Here is a 22,204-nt window from a genome sequence, read left to right on the forward strand (position 1 = left end):
TCGTTCGGCCCGGATCGTTCTGCGGGCGCGCGCGGTCGAGGTCGCGCCCTTGGCGAACGTGGGGGGCGACGCGAGCGGGGCTCACGCGTCGGTGACGCGGCGGTAGATCGCCTGCAGATCGGCGGCGGCCAGGTGGGTGACGCCGCCGTCCTCGAGCGCGGCCGCGGTCAGCCGGCGCTTGTCGTCCTGGAGCGCGCAGATGGCGTCCTCGACGGTGCCGCGCGCGACCAGCTTGTAGACGTGGACCGGGCGATCCTGGCCGATGCGGTGGGCGCGATCGGCGGCCTGGGCCTCGGCCGCGGGGTTCCACCACGGATCGTAGTGGATCACCGTGTCGGCGCGCGTGAGGTTGAGCCCGACGCCGCCGGCCTTGAGGCTGACCAGGAAGATCGGCGCGGCCCCGGCCTGGAACCGCCGCACCACGCCGGCGCGATCGCGCGTGGCGCCGGTGAGCGTCAAGGTCGTGAGCCCGGCCGCGCGGCACGCCTGCTCGATCAACCGCAGCATCGAGGTGAACTGCGAGAACACCAGCGTCGTGCGCCCGGCGTCGACCAGCTCGGTCAGGCGCGCCAGCAGGTGGTCGAGCTTGGCCGAGCCGGTCGCGGTGCGCGCCGCCGGCAGCGCCAGCAGCCGCGGATCGCAGCAGCACTGCCGCAGCTTGAGCAGCGCGTCGAGGATCGCCATCGACACGCCCGGCAGGTTCGCCACGGCCAGCGCCGTGCGGACGTCGACGTCGAGGCTGGTGCGCAGGCTCTCGTACAGATCGCGCTGGCCGACGTCGAGCTCGATCCGCTGGATCACCTCGGTCCGCGGCGGCAGCTCGATCGCGACCTCGGCCTTGGTCCGGCGCAGCAGGAACGGCCGGATCCGCGCGCGCAGGTCGGCCAGGATCGGCGCGGCCGCGAACTTCTCGATCGGCCGGCGCACCGTCGCGTCGAACGCGGCCCGGCGCCCGAGCAGCCCCGGCACCGCCAGATCGAGCTGGGCCCACAGCTCGCCGAGGTGGTTCTCGATCGGCGTGCCGGTGACCGCGAACCGGCTGCGCGCGGTCAGCGCCACCGCCGCGGCCCGGAGCTGGGTGTCGGGGTTCTTGAGCGCCTGGGCCTCGTCGAAGATGATCGTGGTCCACGCGATCGTGCGCAAGAGCGGCAGGTCGCGCGCCAGCGTCTGGTACGACGTGACGATCACCGTGGCCTGGGTCAGCCCGGCCGCGTCGTCGGGCCGCGCGGCGCCGAGGTGCCGCGCCAGCGCCAGCCGCGGCGCGAACCGCGCGGCCTCATCGAGCCAGTTGTCGACGACGCTGCGCGGCGCCACGACCAGCGCCGGCGCCCGCGGCGACAGCGGCAGCCCGTCGAGGAACGCCAGCACCTGGACGGTCTTGCCCAGGCCCATGTCGTCGGCGAGCAGGCCGCCGAGCCCGGCGTCGTGGAGCGCGCGCAGCCACGCCAGCCCCAGCGCCTGGTACGGCCGCAGCGCGCCGGCGAAGGTCGCCGCCGGCGCGGCCGGCGCCAGCGCCAGGAGCGCCTCGAGCTGCGCCCGCGCGCCGGCGGTGACGCCGTCGGGACGCTCATCGATCGCCGCGGCCACCGGGGCCGGCAGCACCAGGCGTTCGCCGTCGAGCCCGCGCAGCGCCAGCTCGAGCAGCGGCGCGAACCACCGGGCCAGGCGCTCCGGCGGCAGGTACACCAGCTCGCCCTCGGGCAGCCGCAGGTTGAGCCCGGCGCCGCCGGCGATCGGCGCGCCCGGCGTCAGCACGATCTGGCCGGTGCGGATCGCGGTCAGCAAGATCGGCAGGAGCGGCACCGTGCGGCCGTCGATGCACACCCCCAGCTCGAGCTCGAACCACAGCGGCCGCTCGGCCATCGGCCGCAGGGTCTCGAGCCAGGTGGCCTCGGCCGCCGGCGCCTCGATCGGGAAGCTGTCGTCGAGCACGCACCGCCAGCCCTCGGCCCGCAGGGTCGGGACGATCACGTGCGCGAGCGCGCGCGCGCCCGCGAGCAGCGCCACGCTCGACGGCGCCACCAGGCCGTGGGGCAAGGTCGCCACCAGCTCGTCGAGCCGGGCCCGGGCCCGGCCCTCGGCCACCAGATCGCGCGGCGCCGGCCGGGTCGGATCCCAGGCGCCCAGCGGATAGCGCAGGTCGCCGTAGCTCGCCTCGGCCACCAGCGCCAAGACGTTGCGCAGCCCCGGCTCGAGGCCGACCGTCAGCCGCGGCACCAGCGGCTCGGTCACCGCCGGCTCGTCGACGATCGGCGCCGCGGGCCACAGCGGCCGCAGGCTCCGGGCGACGGTCGCGCGCATCGGCGCCGGCACCGGCGGGCTCGCCAGCAGGCGCGCCACCAGCTCGGGCAAGACGCCCAGCTCGAGCGGCCCGATCTGCCCGGCGTCGGGATCGACGTAGTGGGTGCGCGCGGCCGCGACGATCACCTGCGGCGCGGCGACGCCGAGCCGGAAGCTGCCCGCGGGCGCGCACGGCTGCCACGCCAGCGCCTCGGTCCGGCCCGGGCCCCAGGTCAGCGCCGGGCCGTCGACGCCGCGCCAGAACAGCCGCTCGGTCGCGGCCAGCTCCTCGAGGACCTCGGCCGGGATCCGATCGACGCGCAGCCGCGTCACCTGCGGCGTCGCCCGCGCGATCGCGCGCACCAGCGCGATCCGCCGCAGATCGTCGACGTCGACCCAGCGCGGCGCGCCGCGCTGCGGATCGGCCAGCGCCGCCAGCGGCAGCCCGGCGCTGAGCCCGCCGCCGCGCAGCCGGGCCGCCGGCACGATCGTCAGGCCGACGTCGCGGTCGCGCTCGTCGAGCACGTAGGTCACGACCTGGCTGGTGGTCGGCGGCGCCGCGGTCGGCTGGTGGCGCCCCAGCTCGGCCAGCCACTCGCCGACCCGGGCCTGGCGCTCGGCCTCGATCGCCGCCTCGGCCCCGGCCTGCTCGTCGGCCAGCGCCGCCAGCGCGGTCGCGGCGGCGTGGCCGCAGTCGGTGGCGACCGCGCACGAGCACTCGCCGCGCAGGAGCTCGCCCTCGGCGCGGAACCGGACCGTCACCACCTCGCCCGCGACCCGCGCCACCACCGGCCACGGCGGCGGCTTGACCACGTGCACGCGCCCGCTGGCGATCGCCGCCAGGCCGTCGGCCAGCGCCGCCGCGCCGAAGCAGCGCTCGACCGTGCGCTGCGCGCTCGCCGGGATGTCGCGGCTCATGGCCGCGCGACCCTACCGCGACGACGTCGAGGCGACCACGCACGGCGGCTCGATGCGATCAGGGTCAGGCGGCCCCATTTCGAGCCGCGCGCCGCTGCCGACCAGCGCCACGGTGGGCGCGAGCTTCGCGTGCCAGCTAGCGCTTCTTGCCGCCCTTGGCCTTGCCGCCGCCACCCTTGCCGCTGCCCTTGGGCGCGGCATCCACCTTCGGCTCGTCGGCCTTCGCGCCGGCCGCGCTCGCATCGCCCTCGCCAGCGTCGTCGGCCTCGCCAGCGTCGTCGGCCTTCTCGTCGGCCTTCGCCTCGCTCTTGGCCTCGTCGGCCTTCGCCTCGGTCTTTGCGTCGCTCTTCGCGTCAGCCTTCGCGTCGCTCTTCACCTCGGCCTTCGCCTCGCTCTGCGCGGCCTTCTTGCCGCCCTTGGCCGGCCTGGGGTCGCCGTCGTCGGTCTTGGCCGCGGCGGCCTCGGCCTTGGCCAGCGCCGCCAGCGACGCGAGGCGCCCGCCGACCCGGCCGCCCAGCTCGGCCTCGAGCGGGTGCGGCTTGCCGTGCTTCATCAGCTTGAGGCCGGCGTAGACCGCGGCGCCGAACACCAGGAACGACGACCACTGCGCGAACGTCAGGCCGACGTAGCGCTGGTCGCTCTGGTTGAGCCGCCAGAACTCGAGGACGAACCGCACCGGCGCGTACAGGCCGGCGATCATCACCGCCACGAGGCCGGCCGACCACCGGCGCTTCTTCTGGAACGCCATCCACAGCACCAGCGCGTTGACCGGGATCAGGTAGGTCAGCTCGTACATCGCCATGTTGTGGCAGCGGATCGTGTCGCCGACGTGGTGGCCGTGGAGCTGGATCTCCTCGAGCAGGCCGCGCGCGGCGAGCTCGGCGCGCGGGTAGTCGACGCCGAAGCGCGAGTCGGTGGCGCGGCCGATGTGATCGTGCACGAGCGTGCAGCCGATCCGGCCGATCGAGAACCCGAGCAGGAGCCCGACCCCGGTCGCGTCCATCCACAGCCCCGGCGTCAGGCGCTTCCACCAGATGAAGAACGAGATGCCCATGGCCCCGCCCAGGAAGCCGCCGTAGGACGAGATCCCGTCCCAGACCTTGAGCATCAGCAGCGGGTCCTTGGCCAGCTTGACCCGCTCGTAGGCCAGCACGTCGAACACGTGGGCGCCGAGGAACCCGCTGACGACGACCCAGCCGGTCAGGCTGCGCAGGTCGTCCTCGTCGACGCCGTGGCGCAGCGCGTAGCGGCGCATGACCTCGGCGCCGATCAGGACGCCGGTCGCGACGATGATGCCGAACGGCTGGATGGGCAGGCCGAACAGGTCGCGCGCGCCCAGCTCGACGAACGGCAACCCGGAGTGAGAGCTGGTCGCGAACAGCGCGACCAGCGACGCGAGCACGGATGCGTACACGCGCGCAGCCTACCTCATGTCGGGCGCGCTTGCCGCCCGGGCCGGCCGGGCGTTACCGTCCGGCCATGCCCGAGGTTCTCGTCGGAGGCCACATCATCGCCCGCCAGCTCAAGGCCGAGGGCACCACCTGCATCTTCACGCTGTGCGGCGGCCACATCGCGCCGATCTACGACGGCTGCCTGCGCGAGGGGATCGACATCATCGACACCCGCCACGAGCAGGCCGCGGTCCACGCCGCCGACGGCTGGTCGCGCCTGACCCGCGGCTGCGGCGTCGCGGTGATCACCGCCGGCCCCGGCGTCACCGACGGCGTGACCGGCGTCGCCAACGCGTTCCAGGCGTCGATCCCGCTCCTGGTCCTGGGCGGCGCGTCGGAGCTGCGCTTCAAGGGCAAGGGCGCGCTCCAGGAGATGGAGCAGACCTCGCTGCTCGCGCCGATCACCAAGGCCAGCTTCACCGCCAGCGACCCCAAGCGCCTCGCCGAGTACGTCCGCACCGGCGTCCGGATCGCCACCTCGGGCGTGCCCGGCCCGGTGTTCATCGAGCTGCCGTTCGACGTGCTGACCGCGCAGGTCAGCGATCCGCAGTTCCCGGCGCCGCCGCGGCCGTGGCCGGCCCAGCCCGGCGATCCGATCGGCATCGCCGCCACCGCCGCGCTCATCGCCGGCGCCGACAAGCCGATGATCTTCGCCGGCAGCCAGGTCTACTGGGACGCCGCCTGGGCCGAGCTGGTGGCCCTGGCCGAGCGCGCGCAGATCCCGGTGTTCACCAACGCGATGGGCCGCGGCTGCATCGACAGCCGCCACCCGCTCGCGTTCGCGCAGGCGCGCAAGAACGCGTTCCGCGGCACCGACCTGGCGATCATCCTCGGCACGCCGCTCGACTTCCGGGTCGGCTACGGCGCCGGCATCAACGCCAAGGCCAAGATCGTCCAGATCGAGCGCGACCCGACCAAGATCGCGCAGAACCGCGACACCGAGGTCTCGATCCTCGGCGACGCGCGCTCGGTGCTGGCCCAGCTCACCGCCGCGACCGCCGTCGCCACCGGCCGCACCGCGCCGTGGATCGAGGAGCTGCGCGGCGCCGAGACCAAGGCCATGGCCAAGCTGCGCGACCACGCGGCCTCGGACGCGCGGCCGATCAACCACTACCGGCTGGCCCAGGCCATCGCCGACGTGATCGACGACGACACGATCGTCATCGGCGACGGCGGCGACTGCGTCGCGCTCGGCGCCAAGCTCCTGGCCCGCAACAAGCCCGGCACCTGGATGGATCCGGGCCCGCTCGGCTGCCTCGGCATCGGCGCGCCGTTCGCGCTCGCCGCCAAGAAGCTCAACCCCAACGCCAAGGTGCTGGTGCTGTCGGGCGACGGCAGCTTCGGCCTCAACGGCTTCGACTTCGAGACCGCGGTCCGCTGGAACCTGCCGATGTGCGTGGTGGTCGCCAACGACGCCGCGTGGGGGCAGATCCGCGGCCCGCAGGTGATGATCTTCGGCGCGGCCCGCTCGCCGGCGACCAAGCTGGCGTCGACCCGCTACGACAAGGTCGTCGAGGCGTTCGGCGGCAAGGGCTACTTCGTCGAGGATCCGGCCGAGCTGGTCGCGACCTTGCGCGCGGCCCTGGCCGAGCCGACGGTCACCTGCGTGAACGTCAGCGTCGATCCCGACTTCGTCGTCAAGAGCGGCGCCGCCAAGCTGACGGTCTGATCATGGTCTGGGAGCCCTTCGCCCTCGCGATCGTGTTCGGCCTGCTGATCTCGGCCGGCATCTACTTCGTCGTGATGTGGCCCCAGGTCGCGCCCGACGACGACGCCCCCGACGACGACGCGGCGCCGGCCGAGCCGTCCGCCACCGCGTCCGCCGCCGAGTCCGCCACCGCGCCGGTCACCGAACCGTCCGCCACCGAGTCTGCCGCCGCGCCGGTCACCGAGTCCGCCGCCGCGCCGGCGACCGAGCCGGCGGCCACCGCGCCGTCGGCCACCGCGCCGCCCAGCGAGCCGGCGGCCACCGAGCCGCCGGCCGCGGCGTGACCGGGCTGCTACACTGACCGCATGCGCCGCCTGGCGTGGGCCACGATCGCGGCGCTCGGCCTGACGGCGACCTCCACCGCCGAGCCGCGCCTGGGTGCGATCGTCCGGGTCGTCCAGCCCGACGCCACGCCGACCCTCGGCCCGCGCGACGCGCTGGTGACGGTCGACCTGTACTTCGTGCCTGGCGCCGATCCCAGCCACTCCGCGTACCGCGCGGTCCGGGCGCTGGCGGACCGCCACCCCGGGCGCGTGCGCGCGCGCTTCTACCCGCGCCGGGTCGGGCCGCACCAGGTCACGCCGGCCATGGCCCTGGCGGCGCACCGACGCGGGCAGTTCTTCGCGTTCCTCGACGCGCTGGCCGCGCGCCCGACGACGCCGAGCGCGGCCACGACCCTCGCGCTCGCGGTCGACCTCGGGCTCGATCGCGACGTCGCCATCACCGCCGCGCGCGATCCCGAGCTCGACCAGATCCTGACCACCAACGACCACCGCGCGTTCCGGAGCATGGCCCGGCAGGCGGTCGAGGTGGCGGTGAACGGCCAGCCGCTGTCGCTCGGGCAGCTGCGCATGAACGCCGGCTCGATGAGCGTGGCCCAGCTCGAGCAGGCCTACCAGGCCGCGCTGGTCGAGGCGCGCCTGGCCGCGGCGCAGGGCCTGACCGGGTCGGCGCTGGTCCGGTGGGGGCGCCTGCGCGGCGGCTGCGACGACGCCGGCGCCGCGGACGACGACGCGCCGGCGCCGCCACCTGGGTTCGAGCCGCCGACGTACGCCTGGAGCCTGGGGCGCGTCCTCGACCGCGGCACCGACTGCGCCGCGCCGATGCCCCGGCCGGCGCGCCTCGACGATCCGCCCATGACCGGCGACGACGACGCGCCGCGCCCGCGGCTGCTCGACGCGCCGCTGCCGATCGCCGGCGCGCCCGCGGTCGGCCCGGCCGACGCCGCGGTGCCGATCGTGGTCGCGTGCAACCCGCGGGGCGAGAACTGCCGCGGCCAGCTGTCGGCGCTGCGCGGGCTGGTCGACGTCTACGAGGGCGCGGTCCGGCTGGTCTGGGTGCCGTGGATCGATCTCGGCTTCGAGGCCAGCGCCGCCGACCTCGAGCTGGCCGCGGCCGCGCTGTGCGCCGCCGAGCTCGGCGACGGCTGGCCGTTCACGAGCGACCCGGCCGGCATCCACCGCGCCCCGCCGGCGGTGCCCGAGCTCGCGCGCGAGGCCAAGGTCGACCCGCAGGCGGTCGCGGCCTGCGTCGCGCCCACCACCGAGCGGGTGCGGATCATGGTCGCGGCCGCCGAGCGGGCCGGCGTCGGCTGGGGCCCGACGGTGGTCATCGGCGGCCGGGCCTACGTCGGCGGGTTCATCGACGGCCAGGCCGCCGCGATGGTGGTCGAGCACGCGCTGAGCCCCGGGTTACTCGAACAACTGAACCGGTGAGGCCGCCGACGTTTGACCAGGTGAGGGAGCCCGTGCGACGATCGCCGCGATGGAGTTGACCTTCGCGGCCGCCACCGACGTGGGGCGCCAGCGGACCCACAACGAGGACAACTTCCTCATCGACAAGAAGCTGCGGCTCTTCTTGGTCGCCGATGGCATGGGCGGCCACGCCGCGGGCGAGGTGGCGTCGTCGATCGCGGTCCACGAGATCCGCGACGCGGTCTACGCCAACCGCGATCTGATCGAGCGCTACCGCGCCGAGGGGCCGGCCTCGGCCGCCGTCGAGATCCTGCAGATGCTCGAGCACGCGGTCCAGGCGGCGTGCTCGACCGTGTTCACCCGGGCCCAGGCCGAGAGCGACAAGCGCGGCATGGGCACGACCGCGTCGGTGATGTTGATCGCCGGCGCGCCCGATCACCTGCGCGGCTTCATCGCCCACGTCGGCGACAGCCGCGTCTACCTGACGCGCCAGGGCCAGGCGCACCAGCTCACCGAGGACCACTCGCTCATGAACGAGCTGGTCCGCCGCGGCAAGCTCAAGCGCGATCAGGTCGAGAGCTCGCCCTACAAGCAGTTCAAGAACGCGGTGACCCGCGCGGTCGGCGTCTACGCCTCGGTCGAGGTCGACACCTTCGACTTCGACATCCTGCCCGGCGACCGCTTCCTCTTGTGCTCCGACGGCCTCTACGCCTACCTCGAGGACGACAAGCTGCCGACGCTGCTGGGCGACGGCGACATCAAGGACGTGCCGCGCCAGCTGATCGAGCTGGCCAACGGCGGCGGCGGCCACGACAACATCACCGGCGTGGTCCTGCGCATCGGCGAGGGCGGCACCTCGGCCGCGACCGCGCCGCGCACCGGCGAGGCGTCGCTCAAGCTCGACGCGCTCAAGGGCATGCAGATGTTCCGCTACCTCTCGTACCGCGAGCTGGTGCGGGTCACCAACATCACCGCGCTGACCGACGCCGACGCCGGGGAGATCGTCTTCCAGGGCGGCGACGCCGGCGAGATCATGTACGTGGTCGCCAGCGGCCGCGTGCGCCTGACCAAGGACGACGTCCACGTCGCCGACCTGTCCAAGGGCCAGCACTTCGGCGAGATGGCGCTGATCGATCGCTCGACCCGCTCGCTCACCGCCACCGCCACCGAGGCCACGCGCCTGGTCACGGTCCGGCGCAAGGACTTCTACGAGATCATCAAGAAGGAGCCCGAGCTGGCGACCAAGCTCCTGTGGAGCTTCGTCCAGGTGCTGGGCGCTCGGCTGCGCAAGACCACCAACGATCTGTCCGACGCGCTGCACGGCGACAAACACGGCGTCGAGACCACCGCCGAGAACCTGTTCCAGGACTGAGCGCCAGAGGGTTCGTCGCCGAACCCAGGCAGGTGCAGGGGGGACTCCGCGGTCCAGAGGGCCTGTCGCCAGGGCCAGGCAGGTGCAGGGGGGACTCGGAGGTCCGCGGCTTCGCCGAGGCCACGGCGGCACCGCGACGGGCGAGCCCCACCCAGGACCACCCAGGACCACCCAGGACGCGAGACGCCCGCCGCGTGGACCGGTGCTCGACCGAAACGTCACGAGCGCTGAGCGCGCGGCGCCTCGACGCGGGTCAACACGGGCGCGAGCCCTGGGGGTATGGTGGGCGCATGTTGCCCGGACCGCTGGCCAAGCTCCTCCCCACCCTCGACGGTGACAAGAACCTGGTGCGCGAGGCCTGGAACCTCATCGCCGGCCTGCCCGGCGGCAAGCGCCTGTTCTCGAAGCTGATCGGCCGCATGGCCCCGTACACCGGCACGATCGGCGCGCGCGTGACCGCGCTGCGGCCGGGCTTCTGCCAGGTCGAGCTCGACGATCGGCGCGAGGTGCGCAACCACCTCGCGTGCGTGCACGCGGTCGCGCTCGTCAACCTGGCCGAGCTCGCCGGCAACGCCGGCCTGGCGTACGCGCTGCCCGACGACGCGCGCTTCATCGTCGCGGGCCTGTCGATCGAGTACATCAAGAAGGCGCGCGGCACGATCACCGCCACCAGCGAGTGCCCGATCCCGCCTACGAGCGCGCGCGCCGAGTACGACGTGCCGGTGACGATGACCGACCCCAGCGGCGAGGTCGTCGCCCGAGCGACGCTGCGCACGCTGGTCGGCCCCAAGCGCGCGCCCGCCCGCACCGACATGAACTGAGCGATGGCGCGGGTCGTCGTCGTCGCGCTCGCGCTCGCCCTCGCGGTCGCCCCGGCCACCGCGCAGGCGCGCCGTCGGGCCAAGCCCGCGCCGGCCGCGCGCGCCAAGACCGAGGACGCCGTCGCCGGCGGCACCCACTGGCGGATCGCGACCGGGGCCGGCGCGGTGCACGTGTGGCGCCCGGCCGGCTACGCCCGCGCCAGCGCCGGCCTCGTCATCTACGTGCACGGCCACGGCACCGACGCCGACGGCGCGTGGCGCGATCACGACCTCGCGGCCCAGTTCGCGGCGTCCGGACAGAACGCCCTGTTCGTCGTGCCCGAGGCGCCGTCGAAGAAGGGCGAGGCGGTCGCGTGGCCCGCGCTCACCGACCTCCGCCGGGCGATCACCCGGGCCAACATCCGCCTCCCCGACGGCCCGATCATCGTCGTCGGGCACTCGGGCGCGTTCCGCACGATGATGGGCTGGGTCGATCACAAGCGCGTGGCGCAGCTCATCCTGCTCGACGCGATGTACGGCGGCGAGCAAGCCTTCGACGAGTTCATCGGCTCAGGCGCGCGCGCCCGCCAGCACCGCCTGATCGCGATCGGCGCCGACACCGCCGCCGCGTCGGCCGCGTTCGCCAAGCAGTACCCGTTCGCGGTCGTCCGCGACGCGCTGCCTGCGGCGGCCGCCGACTTCACCAAGCGCGAGCGCCGCGCGCGGCTGCTCTACGTGCGCTCGCAGTACGGCCACATGCAGATCGTGACCAGCGGCAAGGTCATCCCGCTGCTGCTCCGCCTCACGCCCCTCGCCCGCACCGCGCCCTGATCCGCGCCGCCAGGCCCGGCGAGCACCGGGTGGGGCGACGCGCGCCTCGCCCGGCGGCCTCCAGCTACCTCAGGCGTCGTGGACGACGACGTCGGCCTCGGGCTCGTCGTCGAGGAGGATCGGTCGCACCGCCGGGGGCGGCGTCGGCGCCTCGCGCGTCGTCGGCGTGGGCAGGAACACCATCGCCGGCGGGTCGCCGCACTGCTTGCCGTTGGCGTCGACCGGCTGGAGCTGGTACGCGCCGGCGACGTCACCGACCTCGGCGATGAACTCGTCGCGGGTGACCAGCGCCGGCACCCGCAGCGGCGAGCCCTCGCGGAACATCCGTGACCAGAGCTTGCCCTCGCACGGCTGAAAGTAGATCTGGAAGGCAACGGTCGGACCCAGGCGGTAGGTCCGGCCACGTTGATCCGTCAGCCATGCCCGTCGCTGTCGCCGTGGGCGAGATCCTTTTGGCCAGCGCTCCATGGACCTACTGTACGTCCAACATGAACGACAATCCAGCGCGGGCTCCGACGATTCCGCCGAATCATGGGGTCAGAACGCTCCTCTCCTTGCGAATAACACTGACGTAACCGCACGCGATCACCCAGCCGCGGTGATGATCTAGGGATGGTCCGTCCGAAGATTCCCGGTGTGATCACGGACGCGTCGCCGTCAGGACCGCGAGGCTCCCACAGGTCAGCTGGCCAGCGTTGAGGGCGGCCTGCGCCTCCTCGGTCTGGCAGGTTGTCCCCGTGACATCGGACTTCGTCAGTGTCCGCGTCTCGATCGTCAGCGCCCCGTCCGCGGCGACGATCGCGGTCGAGACCACCGCGCCCAGCGAGCACGCCGTCGCGTCGCCGCTCGCGGTGTACGCCTGCGCCTCGAAGCCGCCGGCGATCGCCTTGGCGTACGCCAGATCGAACAGCGGATTCGGCATCTCGCACGTCGTCGGCGACGTGCACGCGGCCCACTGGAAGAACGTCTGCCCGAACAGCTCCTCCTGGGTGAACTGGATGTACGGCGGCCCGGTCACGGCGGGGCCGGGCGTGCAGCCGGTGGGGTTCTCGGTCTGGGCGGTGACCTGCCAGACCCCGACCAGGTCGGGGCCCGTGGCGGTCTCGACGCAGCCGATGGTGAGCGCGACGAACGACAGGGTGAGGACGGGCAGCGAGCGCATGGTCGTGTCTCCGGGCGACGGCCCACGACCACGCTACCACGCCGTCCAAAGCGCACCGCGGCGACGATACGCGGGGCCGGCATCGTGTAATGTCGCGCACGCGCGATGCTCGGCTACGTCCTGGATGAGCTGTTCATCCACCACCACGCACCGTCGGGGCACCCCGAGCGTCCCGCTCGGATCGCCGCCGTGCGCGATGCCGTCGCCGCGACCGACCTCGCGACCCGCGCGCGCCACGTGCCGATCCGGGCGGCCACCGATGAGGAGCTGGGGCGCGTCCACGGCGCGGACTACCTCGCGTCGCTGGCGCGCACGCTGCCCGGCGCGAGCGGCTGGCTCGACGGCGACACCTACTATTCGCCGCGCACCTGGGACGCCGCCCTGGCCGCGGCCGGCTCGGTGGCCGAGCTGGCGATCCAGGTCATGGCCGGCACGCTGTCGGCCGGCTACGCGCTGGTGCGTCCGCCCGGGCACCACGCCGAGCGCGATCGCGCGATGGGCTTCTGTCTGCTCAACAACGTCGCCGTGGCCGCGGCCGCGGCGCGCGCGGCCGGCGCCGCGCGGGTGGCGATCCTCGATTGGGACGTCCACCACGGCAACGGCACGCAACAGATCTTCTGGGACGACCCGACCGTGATGTACCAGTCGATCCATCAGTTCCCGTTCTATCCCGGCACCGGCGCCCCCGACGAGATCGGCGGGCCGGCCGCGCGCGGCGCCACCGTCAACGTCGGCCTGCCGGCCGGCGGCGACGATCGCGACTACCTGGCCGCGTACGATCACGTGCTCGGGCCGGCGCTCGCGGCGTTCCGCCCCGATCTGATCCTGGTGTCGGCCGGGTTCGACGCGCACCAGGCCGATCCGCTGGCCGGCATGAAGGTGTCGCGCTACGGGTTCGCCCGCCTGGCGGCGCGGGTGCGCACCGCCGCCGACGCGCTGTGCGGCGGCCGCTGGGTCGTGGCGCTCGAGGGCGGCTACGACCTCGACGGGCTCAGCGAGGGCGCGACCGCGACGCTCGCCGCGATGCTGGCGCCGGCCGACGGCCTGGCCTCGACCGCGCCGATCGAGCTCGCCGACGCCAGCCCGGGCGCCCAGCGCGCGATCGCCGAGAGCCTGCGCGCGCGCACCGGCCTCGCCGTGGAGGCCCCGTGAGCTACGCCCAGGCCCAACCGGCCGCCCCGATCGCGTTCGGCAAGCGCTACTGGCTCTTGCGCCCGCTCGCCACCGGCGGCATGGCCGAGATCTACCTCGCGCGCCAGAACGCGATGGCCGGCTTCGACAAGGAGGTGGTGATCAAGCGGCTCAAGCCCGAGCTGGCCGCGGATCCCCGGATCGTCGAGATGTTCCTCGACGAGGCCCGCATCGGCGCGGTGCTCAACCACCCCAACATCGTCCACGTCTACGACGTCGACGAGGAGGGCGGCGTCCCGTACATCGCGATGGAGTACATCGTCGGCGAGGAGCTCAACGAGCTGTGCCGGCGCGGGCTCGGCTTCGGCCGGTTCCTCCCGCTCGAGCACGCCGTCGAGCTGATCCGCCAGGCCGCCGCCGGGATGGGCTACTTCCACGCCAAGCGCGGCAGCGAGGGCTCCGCGTTCGCCGGGCAGGGGCTCGAGATCGTCCACTGCGACATCTCGCCGACCAACCTGCTGGTCACCGAGGACGGCTTCCTCAAGCTGATCGACTTCGGCATCGCCCGGGCCAAGGATCAGCGGCCGCGCGAGGAGGGCATGATCCCCGGCAAGCTGTCGTACATGTCGCCCGAGCAGGCGACCCGCGGCGTCGTCGACTACCGCTCCGACATCTTCTCGCTCGGCGTCGTCCTCTACGAGATCACCGTCGGCCGGCGCCTGTTCAAGGGGCCGGCCCACGAGGTCGTCCGGCGCCTGACCGCCGGCGAGATCGAGGCGCCGACGTTCATCAAGCGCGACTTCCCGGGGCAGCTCGAGGGCATCATCATGCGCGCGCTCGAGCGCCACCCCGAGAGCCGGTACCCGAGCGCGTACGATCTCGCCGACGACCTCGAGGGCTTCCTGCGCGACGCGCGGCTCCACTCGGGGCCGGTCCGGATCGCCCGCTACCTCGACGAGCTGGCCGAGGCCGCCGGCGGCCAGCGCCGGCCCGAGCTGATCGCCGAGTCCGACCTCGCCAAGATCGATGAGGAGCTCGACTTCGACGGCCAGATGTTCGACGGCTACCAGGCGGCGCCCGACGAGCCCAAGAGCGAGTGGGACGAGTACCAGGAGGCCGACGCCGAGGTCGCGGCCGCGCTCGGGCTCGAGCTCGAGCAGCTCCGCCTGATGCGCACGCCGGTCCCGCACCGCAGCGAGGACGGCGAGCTGTCGCTGCCGCTGCCGGCGCCGCGCGACTCGACGCCGGGCCCGTCGAGCTGGGGCGCGCCGCCCGAGCCCGGCGAGATCACGGCGCCCAAGCCGCGCATCGATCTGGCGACCCTGACCGCCGAGCCGATCGCCGGGCCGATCGCCGAGGCGCCGCCGGTCGCCGAGCCGCCGCCGGTCGAGCCGCCGGCCGCGCCGCTCGCGGTCGTCCCGCCGACGGCCCCGATCGCGGCCGCGCCGCCGCGCAACCTCACGCCGGTGCTGGTGCTCGGCGTGTCGGCCGGCATCGCGCTCGGCATCCTGATGAGCCGCCTGCTCTGACGCCGGGGACCGGCGCTGCTGCTGGCGAGCGCCGCCGCGTCTGGTAGCTTCATCGGCGTGCTGGTCGCGCGCTCGCTGGTCGTCGTCGTCGCGCTGAGCGCGGCCTGCGGCGGCGATCACCCCGCGCCGCCCGAGCGCCGCGAGCCGCCGCCGCGCCGGGTGATCGATCCGCCCCGCGGCGACGTGCGCGCGCTGCCCCCGCACGCGATCACCGCCGACGGCATCGGACCCTACAAGCTGGCGATGCCGATGGCCCAGATCCTGTCGGCGCTGCCGTCGGGCCCGCGCATCGCGCTCATGCAGATCCCGGGCGTGGTCGATCTCAGCCTGGTCCGCGACGCCGGCCTGATCATCGGCGGCGACCGCCAGGGCGTGGCGACGTTCATCGCGGTCGTGCAGGTCGCCGTGGCCCGCACCGCCGACGGCATCGGCGTCGGCACCGAGCGGTCGACGCTGGTGCGGACGCTCGGGCCCGCGGTCGTCGATGATCGCACCGCCCGCGATCCGCGGGTGTGGGTCGGCTCGGCGCTGCCCGGCGCCCGGTTCGTGATGTACGCCGATCGCGTCGGCGCCCTGGTCCTGGCCGCTCGCCCGCCCGCGGTCACGCCCGCCGACGGCGGCTGCACGCGCCCGCCCCTGCCGGTCGATCGCGCCGGCCTGCCGGCGACCGCGCGGGCGGCCTGCCTCGACGGCGCCGACGCGGTCGCGGCCAGCGGCGATCAGGTGCTGGCGTTCTCGCTCACCGACGGCAAGCCCCGCCGGGTCGCCAGCTACGACGTCCCCGGCCTGCGCTGGGCGGCGCCGCTGCGGGCCGCCAGCGGCCGCGACGAGCTCATCGCGATCAGCGAGCGCGCCACCGTCGACACCCGCACGATCGTGGTCACCGCGCTGACGCTCGAGGGCGGGCGCCTGATCAAGCTGGCCGAGGTCGACGCGTACGAGCTGACCGACACCAGCGCGGCCTGGATCGGCGCGGGCCTGGCCGAGCTCGACCTCCGCCTCGAGGTCGCCCGGTCGGGCGACGACCTCACGATCGGCGGGCTCATGATCCACGGGGCCGGCGGCGCGGTGATCGACGTGGCCCAGCTGCTGACCGTCCCGTTGCGGATCAACCGGCGCGCCATCGAGGATCGCGATCGCGCCCGCCCCGACGCCGGGCTCGGGCTCGACGCGGGCGACGACGCGCCGCCGTGACCCCTTGCGATCGAATCCGCTGGCCTTTGCGATCCGCCCGCGATTTCTGCACAATATGCGGGTTGTCCGCGCTCCCCTCTGACCGAAACGACCGCCGCGGAAGCGGGCGTGGCGGACGAGCGCGCTTCGCTCGGCGCCCATGAAGTTCCTCTGCGACCGTTGTAAGACTCGCTACGCGATCGCCGACGAGCGGGTCCGCGGCAAGATCCTGAAGATCCGCTGCAAGAACTGCTCGGCGGTCATCACCGTCCGCGAGGGGATGGACGACAGCGGCCCCGAGGCGCTGCGCTCGCCCATGCCGACCCAGCCGGCGCCGATCGGCAGCCCGCCGCCGCCGCCCGCCGCCGCCGCGGCCCCGGCCGGCGCGCCCCCGCCGGCCGCGCTCGACGAGGAGTGGTACGTCTCGAAGGACGGGCACCAGGAGGGGCCGTTCACGCTGACCGAGGCCCAGGCGTGGGTGGCCGCGCGCGGCGGTGACGAGGACCTCCACTGCTGGAACGAGGGCTTCGACGACTGGCTGCCGGTCGAGAAGGTCAGCCACTTTCGCGGCCTGCGCAGCGCGCCCCGGACGCGCGCCGCGACCCGCCCCGGCGCGGTCAACGAGCCCGAGCCGCAGCCGCTGTTCGCCGCGACCCTGGCCGCGATGGAGGCCGAGGCCGCCGCCGACGCCGCCGCGGCGCCCCCGGCCGTGCCGACCAGCACGATGGCCGCGATCGCGCAGCTCCCGCCGGCGCGCGCGCCGGCGCCGTCGGCGTGGCGCGTGCCGACGCCGACCGAGCCCGCCCCGCCCGCGGCCGAGCCGTCGCGGCCCGCGACGCCTTCGACGCCCGCGGTCGGCGTCCCCGCGCTCCCCAGGGCCGGGACGCCCGCGGTCGGCGTGCCCGCGCTCCCCAGGGCCGGGACGCCCGCGGTCGGCGTGCCCGCGCTCCCCAAGACCCGCACCCCTGCGGTCGGCGTGCCCGCGCTGCCCAGGACCGGGACGCCCCTGGCCGGCGTGCCCGCGCTGCCCAGGACCGGGACGCCCCTGGCCGGCGTGCCCGCGCTGCCGCGGACGGCGACGCCGCCCGGCGGTGTCGGCCTCGGTCCTCAGCCCGCCGCGCCGGCCGCGGCCCACGCTCCGCCGGAGCTCGCGCCATCCGCGATCGAGCCAATCGCACCGACGCCGCGCGCGGCGTTGCCGACGCCGTTCGGTGGTGGGCGTCCCGTCGTCACGCCGGCGCCGAGCGCCGACGCACCCGCGCCCGCGCCGATGTTCGCGCCCGCACCCGCGCCCGCGCCGATGTTCGCCCCCGTGCCGGTCGCGCCCGCGCCCGCCGCCGCCCACGCCCGGTTCGATCACGGCGACGAGGTCGACGGCGCCGAGGATCTGCTCGAGGACGACGCGACCGCCAGCGGCCCGGCGCCGATCGACGAGGACGATCTCGACATCGGCGAGGTGTCCCGCGTCGTCCGGCTGGCCGACCTCATGGCGCCCGCGGCCGCGGCCCGCCCGGTCGCGCGCGCGGCGACCGCCTCGGTGCCGGCCATCGGCGGCACCGCGACCGTCAGCCAGGTCAGCCAGGTCAGCCAGGTCGGGCGCAGCACCGGCGCCAGCCCCGCGTTCGCGCCGGCCAGCGCGCCGGGCTTCGACGCCGAGACGCTCGCGGATCTCCCGCCGGTCGCGCCGCCGCCGCCCCGTCGTCACCACGGCCTGTACCTCGGCCTCGGCCTCGGTGCGATCGCGCTGATCGTGATCGCGGCCATCGTGCTGTCGGGCGGCAACGAGGACACGAGCGGCAACGCCACGACCGGCGGCAACAACGACTTCTCGAACCTCGGCTACCGCCCCAACGATCCGCTGCGCCCGAGCGGCGGGACCGCCGGCACCGCCGATCCCGGGCCCGGCACCGCCAAGGTGCCGACCGGCTCGGGGAAGCGCCCGACCGGCTCCGGCAGCACCACCGGCACCGGCTCCGGCACCGCGGCGACCGTCAAGGTCGACGCCGGCGGTGCGTCGAACCCGAACCTGCGCGACCTGTCGCCCGATGACGTCTTCACGATGTCGGCGCGCATGGAGACCGGCACGCGCCGCTGCTACGAGCGCGCGATGAAGGCCGATCCGTTCCTGAAGGTCACCAAGATCAAGGCGACGATCACCGTCAGCGCCGCCGGCCCGGTCACCGAGGTGCGCCTGTCCGATCGCGCCGACCACCCGCTCGGCATCTGCCTGGCGGCGGCGATCAAGCGCTGGCCGTTCCCGCCGTCGAAGGACGGCATCGTCAGCGAGTTCGCGCTGGTGTTCGAGCAGAAGTAGCGGCGGCTCACGCGCTCGCGAGATCGACCACGACGTCGCGCAGGATCGCCGCGGCGGCCTCGACCTCGGCGCGGGTCGTGTCGAGCCCGAACGACAGCCGCACCATGCCCCAGGTGGTCGGCAGCCCGATCGCCGCGAGCGAGCCCGACGGCTTGGCCCCGGGCGTGGCGCAGGCCGAGCCCGACGACGCGATCACGCCGCGCGACGCCAGCACCTCGCGCAGGCCGTCGGCGCTGACCCGCGCGAACGCCAGGCTGACCACGTGCGGCGCGCGCGGGCCCGGCGCCAGCGCCCGCCACGGCACGCCGGTCGCCGCGGCCGCGTCGGTCAGCACCCGCGCGAACGCGCCCCAGCGGGCGGTGGCGTCGGGGCGGGCGGCGACCGCGCGCTCGACCGCGAGCCCGAGGCCGGCGGCGCCGGGCGCGTCCTGGGTGCCGGGCCGCAGCCCGCGCTGCTGCCCGCCGCCGCCGAACAGCGGCGCCAGCGCGCGCCCGTGCCGGAGCCACAGCGCGCCGGTGCCCTTGGGCCCGTGCAGCTTGTGGCCGGCGACGCCGAGGCTGTCGACCCCGAGCGCGCCGACGTCGATCGGGACCTTGCCGAGCCCCTGGGTCGCGTCGCAGTGGACGTGGCACCCGGCCGCGCGGGCGCGCACCGCCGCCGCCAGCGCGGCGATCGGCTGGACGGTGCCGAGCTCGTTGGACACCAGCATCACCGCGACCACGCGCGTCGTGGCGTCGACCAGCGCGGCGGTGGCATCGACGTCGATCACCCCGGCCTCGGTCGCCGGCGCCACCCGCACCGGCCAGCCGTCGCCCAGGAGCGCCGCCGAGGCCGCGACCGCCGGGTGCTCGAGCGCCGAGATCACGACCGCGCCCGGGCCGGCGGCGCGCGCCGCGCCCAGCACCGCCAGCGCGTTGCCCTCGGTGCCGCCCGAGGTCCACACCAGCTCGCCGGCCGCGCCGTCGGGGTCGCCCAGCGCCGCCAGCACCTGGCCGCGGGCGGTGGCGATGCGCCGCCGCGCCGCCGCGCCGAACGGGTGCGCCGCCGACGGGTTGCCGTAGTCGGTCCGCATGACCTCGGCCATCCGCGCGAGCACGGCCTCGTCGATCCGCGTCGACGCCGCGTTGTCCAGGTAGATCATCGTCGGCAGTATGGCCCGGGCCCGGGCCGATGGCATGATGCGGCGATGGACGTCGGCGTCTACGTCCACTTCCCCTGGTGCCGGCGCCTGTGCCCGTACTGCGACTTCCCGGTCGTCGTCGCGGCCGGCGAGCCGCCGCACCGCGCGTACCTCGCGCTGGTGCTGGCCGAGCTGACGGCGCAAGCGCCGCGGTTCGCGGGCCGCGGGCTCGCGACGATCTATCTCGGCGGCGGCACGCCGTCGTGGTGGGACCCGGCCTGCGTCGCCGAGCTGATCGCGGCGATCCGCGCGACCTTCCCGGGCGCGCCGACCGAGGTCACCGTCGAGGCCAACCCGATCGACTGCACGCCCACGCGCATGGCCGCGTGGCGCGCCGCCGGCGTGACCCGCCTGTCGATCGGCGTGCAGTCGTGGGACGACGCCGAGCTGTCCGCGCTCGGGCGCGATCACCGCATGGGCGACGGCCCGGCCGCGATCGCCGGCGCCACCGCCGCCGGTTTCGGGTCGCTGTCGGCCGACGTCATCCTCGGCCCGCCCGGGATCGAGCCGCCGCCCGACGGCGCGGCCCCGGCCTCGGTCCACGCCGCCGCCGCCAGCGGCGTCGATCACCTGTCGGTCTACGAGCTGACGATCGAGGAGCGCACCGCGTTCGGCAAGCGCCACCGCGCCGGCCGGCTGCCGGTGCTGGGCGACGAGCAGCTGGCCGCGCTGTTCGAGGCCACCCACCACACGCTCACCGCCGCCGGCTTCGAGCACTACGAGGTGTCGTCGTACGCCCGGCCGGGCCGGCGGGCGATCCACAACGCCCGGTACTGGGCCGGCGGCGAGTTCCTCGGCCTCGGCGTCGGCGCGGCGTCGTTCTGGCGCGATCCCGCCGGCGGCGGCGCTCGCTGGCACAACCACCGTGCGCTCGCGCGCTACCAGCGCCCCGACGACCGGATCGCCGAGCACAGCCCGTGCGACGCCGCCGAGCTGGCCCGCGATCTGGTCTGGCTGGGCATGCGGACCAGCGACGGCGTGGCCCTGGCGGCGGCGGCGCCGGCGGTGGTGGCCTGGGCGACCGCGACCGGCCTGGCGACCGCGGCCGACGACCGGCTGCGCCCGACCCTGCGCGGCTTCCTGTTCGCCGACCAGCTGGCCGCCCGGATCACCAGCGGCTGATCGACGCGCAACCGTGTACACTGTCGTCGGGCCACAGCCATGACATCGCCCGAGCTGTCGCGCCGCGCGCGCAAGATCCTCCAGGCCGTCGTGGCCGAGTACCTCCACAGCGGCGACGCCGTGGGCTCGCGCACGGTCACGCGCCGCCACGAGATCGGCCTGTCGCCCGCCACCGTGCGCAACGTGATGGCCGACCTCGAGGAGATCGGCATGCTCGAACAGCGCCACACCTCGGCCGGGCGGGTCCCGACCGAGCAAGGGCTGCGGTTCTTCATCCAGTCGCTGCTCAAGGTCCGGGGCCTGTCGCCCAAGGAGAAGGACGACATCCGGGCCCGCGTCACCGGGGCCTCGCCCGACGACGTGGTCCAGAACGCGTCGCGGCTGCTGTCGGAGCTGACCCAGCACGCCGCGATCATCGCCGCGCCCGATCCCCAGGTCACGCGCATGAGCCACATCGAGTTCGTGCCGATCCGGACCGGCAAGCTGCTCGCGGTGCTGGTCGGCACCGACGGCCGGGTCGAGAACCGCGTCGTCTCGGTCACCGAGCCGATCGACGTGGCCCGGCTCGATCGCATCCACAACTACCTGTCGACGCTGCTGGCCGGGCTGACCCTCGACGAGGCCCGCGGCCGGGTCGAGCGCGAGCTGGCCGACGCCAAGCACGTCTTCGACGGCGAGGTCGCCGCCGCGCTGCGCCTGGGCCGCACGCTGTTCGCGGCCGAGCCGGCGCGCCCGGCCGATCTCGTGGTCTCGGGCCAGGCCAACCTGGTCGACCCGCGCAGCGCCGACCCCGATCACCTCGATCGCATGCGCCACCTGCTGCGCACGCTCGAGGACAAGGAGGTGCTGTTGCAGCTCCTCGACCGCACCCGCACCGCCGAGGGCATCCAGGTCTTCCTCGGCGCCGAGACCGCCCACGCGGCCCTGTCGGACTCGTCGGTGGTGGCGGTGTCGTACGGCCCCGGCGAGCACCCGCTGGGCGCGATCGCGATCATCGGGCCGATGCGCATGAACTACGGCAAGGTCATGAGCGTGGTCGACTTCACCGCCGACCTGCTCAGCCAGCTGTTGATCGACGAGGGCTGACCCGGCGACGGCCCCGGGCCGCGCGGCCCCGAGCGGCCCGGCGGTCGGCGACCTGGGCCGGCGTGCTAGGCTGCGCCGGTGCCGCTCCTGCGCCTGCTGCTCGTCGTGCTGGCGCTGGTGAACCTCGGCGGCCTGGCGAGCGCGGTCGAGGCGTCGTGCGACGGGGCCTGCGCGGACGAGCCGTGCGACGACGGCGCCTGTCCGCCGCTGTGCGCGAGCTGCGCCTGCGCGCGCCTGCCGATCGCCGCGAGCACGGCCCCGGCGACCGCGGTCGCGCCGCCGCCGATCGACCTGCGCACGCTCACGTTCCCGACCGAGTCCGAGCCGAGCGCCCCGGAGCCGCAAGAGATCCTGCGGGTCCCGATCACGCGCGCTGGCTGAGTTCACCCGATCCGGTCGACCTGCATCGGCGGCGGAGCCTTCCGCGCGCCCGAGGAGTGCTATGCCCCCGTC

General features: G+C 74.9%; 18 protein-coding genes. 13 read left to right on the top strand and 5 right to left on the bottom strand.

Features of this window, described 5'->3' with window-relative positions:
- Positions 1-81: 81 nt before the first annotated feature.
- Positions 82-3,198, bottom strand: coding sequence for a DEAD/DEAH box helicase (locus IPL61_40155; GenBank protein ID MBK9037394.1), 3,117 nt, complete (start codon positions 3,196-3,198; stop codon positions 82-84).
- Between the two features lie 136 nt (positions 3,199-3,334).
- A complete protein-coding gene (locus IPL61_40160) occupies positions 3,335-4,612 on the bottom strand; it encodes a prolipoprotein diacylglyceryl transferase (GenBank protein MBK9037395.1) in 1,278 nt (425 codons plus the stop codon).
- A 65-nt stretch (positions 4,613-4,677) separates the two neighbouring features.
- On the opposite strand from IPL61_40160, the gene IPL61_40165 reads away from it, so the two are divergent.
- The 6 genes from IPL61_40165 to IPL61_40190 all read left to right on the top strand — a co-directional run bounded on the left by IPL61_40165 (position 4,678) and on the right by IPL61_40190 (position 11,054).
- On the top strand, positions 4,678-6,318 hold the full coding sequence (locus tag IPL61_40165; protein MBK9037396.1) for an acetolactate synthase: 1,641 nt from the start codon (positions 4,678-4,680) through the stop codon (positions 6,316-6,318).
- A gap of 2 nt (positions 6,319-6,320) precedes the next feature.
- A complete protein-coding gene (locus IPL61_40170; GenBank protein ID MBK9037397.1) occupies positions 6,321-6,641 on the top strand; it encodes a hypothetical protein in 321 nt (106 codons plus the stop codon).
- A gap of 21 nt (positions 6,642-6,662) precedes the next feature.
- Entirely contained in the window at positions 6,663-8,072 is a 1,410-nt protein-coding gene (locus tag IPL61_40175; GenBank protein ID MBK9037398.1) for a hypothetical protein, read from the top strand.
- 49 nt (positions 8,073-8,121) lie between these two features.
- The gene (locus IPL61_40180; GenBank protein ID MBK9037399.1) at positions 8,122-9,423 is read left to right on the top strand and encodes a cyclic nucleotide-binding domain-containing protein; all 1,302 of its coding nucleotides are present in this window, start codon (positions 8,122-8,124) and stop codon (positions 9,421-9,423) included.
- A 290-nt stretch (positions 9,424-9,713) separates the two neighbouring features.
- Positions 9,714-10,244 carry a DUF4442 domain-containing protein gene (locus IPL61_40185; protein ID MBK9037400.1) on the top strand — a complete coding sequence of 177 codons (531 nt, stop codon included), beginning with the start codon at positions 9,714-9,716 and terminating at the stop codon, positions 10,242-10,244.
- 3 nt (positions 10,245-10,247) lie between these two features.
- Positions 10,248-11,054: a hypothetical protein gene (locus tag IPL61_40190; GenBank protein MBK9037401.1), complete on the top strand. Its 807-nt coding sequence runs from the start codon at positions 10,248-10,250 to the stop codon at positions 11,052-11,054.
- A 69-nt stretch (positions 11,055-11,123) separates the two neighbouring features.
- Here the strand turns inward: IPL61_40190 and IPL61_40195 are convergent, their stop codons facing one another.
- Entirely contained in the window at positions 11,124-11,378 is a 255-nt protein-coding gene (locus IPL61_40195; GenBank protein MBK9037402.1) for a hypothetical protein, read from the bottom strand.
- A gap of 316 nt (positions 11,379-11,694) precedes the next feature.
- Entirely contained in the window at positions 11,695-12,216 is a 522-nt protein-coding gene (locus IPL61_40200) for a hypothetical protein (protein ID MBK9037403.1), read from the bottom strand.
- A gap of 105 nt (positions 12,217-12,321) precedes the next feature.
- Between IPL61_40200 and IPL61_40205 the strand changes: the two genes are divergently transcribed.
- From IPL61_40205 to IPL61_40220, 4 genes are all read left to right on the top strand, one after another.
- Complete coding sequence (locus IPL61_40205; GenBank protein MBK9037404.1) at positions 12,322-13,368, top strand: histone deacetylase; 1,047 nt, start codon at positions 12,322-12,324, stop codon at positions 13,366-13,368.
- Complete coding sequence (locus tag IPL61_40210; protein MBK9037405.1) at positions 13,365-14,876, top strand: serine/threonine protein kinase; 1,512 nt, start codon at positions 13,365-13,367, stop codon at positions 14,874-14,876. Before IPL61_40205 ends, IPL61_40210 begins: the two co-directional genes overlap by 4 nt.
- A gap of 57 nt (positions 14,877-14,933) precedes the next feature.
- Positions 14,934-16,070 carry a hypothetical protein gene (locus tag IPL61_40215; protein MBK9037406.1) on the top strand — a complete coding sequence of 379 codons (1,137 nt, stop codon included), beginning with the start codon at positions 14,934-14,936 and terminating at the stop codon, positions 16,068-16,070.
- Between the two features lie 139 nt (positions 16,071-16,209).
- Positions 16,210-18,363 carry a zinc-ribbon domain-containing protein gene (locus IPL61_40220; GenBank protein ID MBK9037407.1) on the top strand — a complete coding sequence of 718 codons (2,154 nt, stop codon included), beginning with the start codon at positions 16,210-16,212 and terminating at the stop codon, positions 18,361-18,363.
- A 7-nt stretch (positions 18,364-18,370) separates the two neighbouring features.
- On the opposite strand, the gene IPL61_40225 is transcribed toward IPL61_40220, so the two are convergent.
- Entirely contained in the window at positions 18,371-19,504 is a 1,134-nt protein-coding gene (locus tag IPL61_40225; GenBank protein MBK9037408.1) for an aminotransferase class V-fold PLP-dependent enzyme, read from the bottom strand.
- Positions 19,505-19,549: 45 nt separating this feature from the next.
- Between IPL61_40225 and IPL61_40230 the strand changes: the two genes are divergently transcribed.
- The 3 genes from IPL61_40230 (at position 19,550) to IPL61_40240 (ending at position 22,132) form a co-directional block, all read left to right on the top strand.
- Positions 19,550-20,665, top strand: a complete 1,116-nt coding sequence (locus tag IPL61_40230; GenBank protein ID MBK9037409.1) for a coproporphyrinogen III oxidase family protein — start codon at positions 19,550-19,552, stop codon at positions 20,663-20,665.
- A gap of 39 nt (positions 20,666-20,704) precedes the next feature.
- Entirely contained in the window at positions 20,705-21,751 is a 1,047-nt protein-coding gene (gene hrcA / locus IPL61_40235; GenBank protein ID MBK9037410.1) for a heat-inducible transcription repressor HrcA, read from the top strand.
- A gap of 78 nt (positions 21,752-21,829) precedes the next feature.
- Positions 21,830-22,132 carry a hypothetical protein gene (locus IPL61_40240; protein ID MBK9037411.1) on the top strand — a complete coding sequence of 101 codons (303 nt, stop codon included), beginning with the start codon at positions 21,830-21,832 and terminating at the stop codon, positions 22,130-22,132.
- The last annotated feature ends 72 nt before the right edge of the window (positions 22,133-22,204 follow it).

The organism is Myxococcales bacterium (assembly GCA_016717005.1).
Lineage (GTDB): Bacteria > Myxococcota_A > Polyangia > Haliangiales > Haliangiaceae > UBA2376.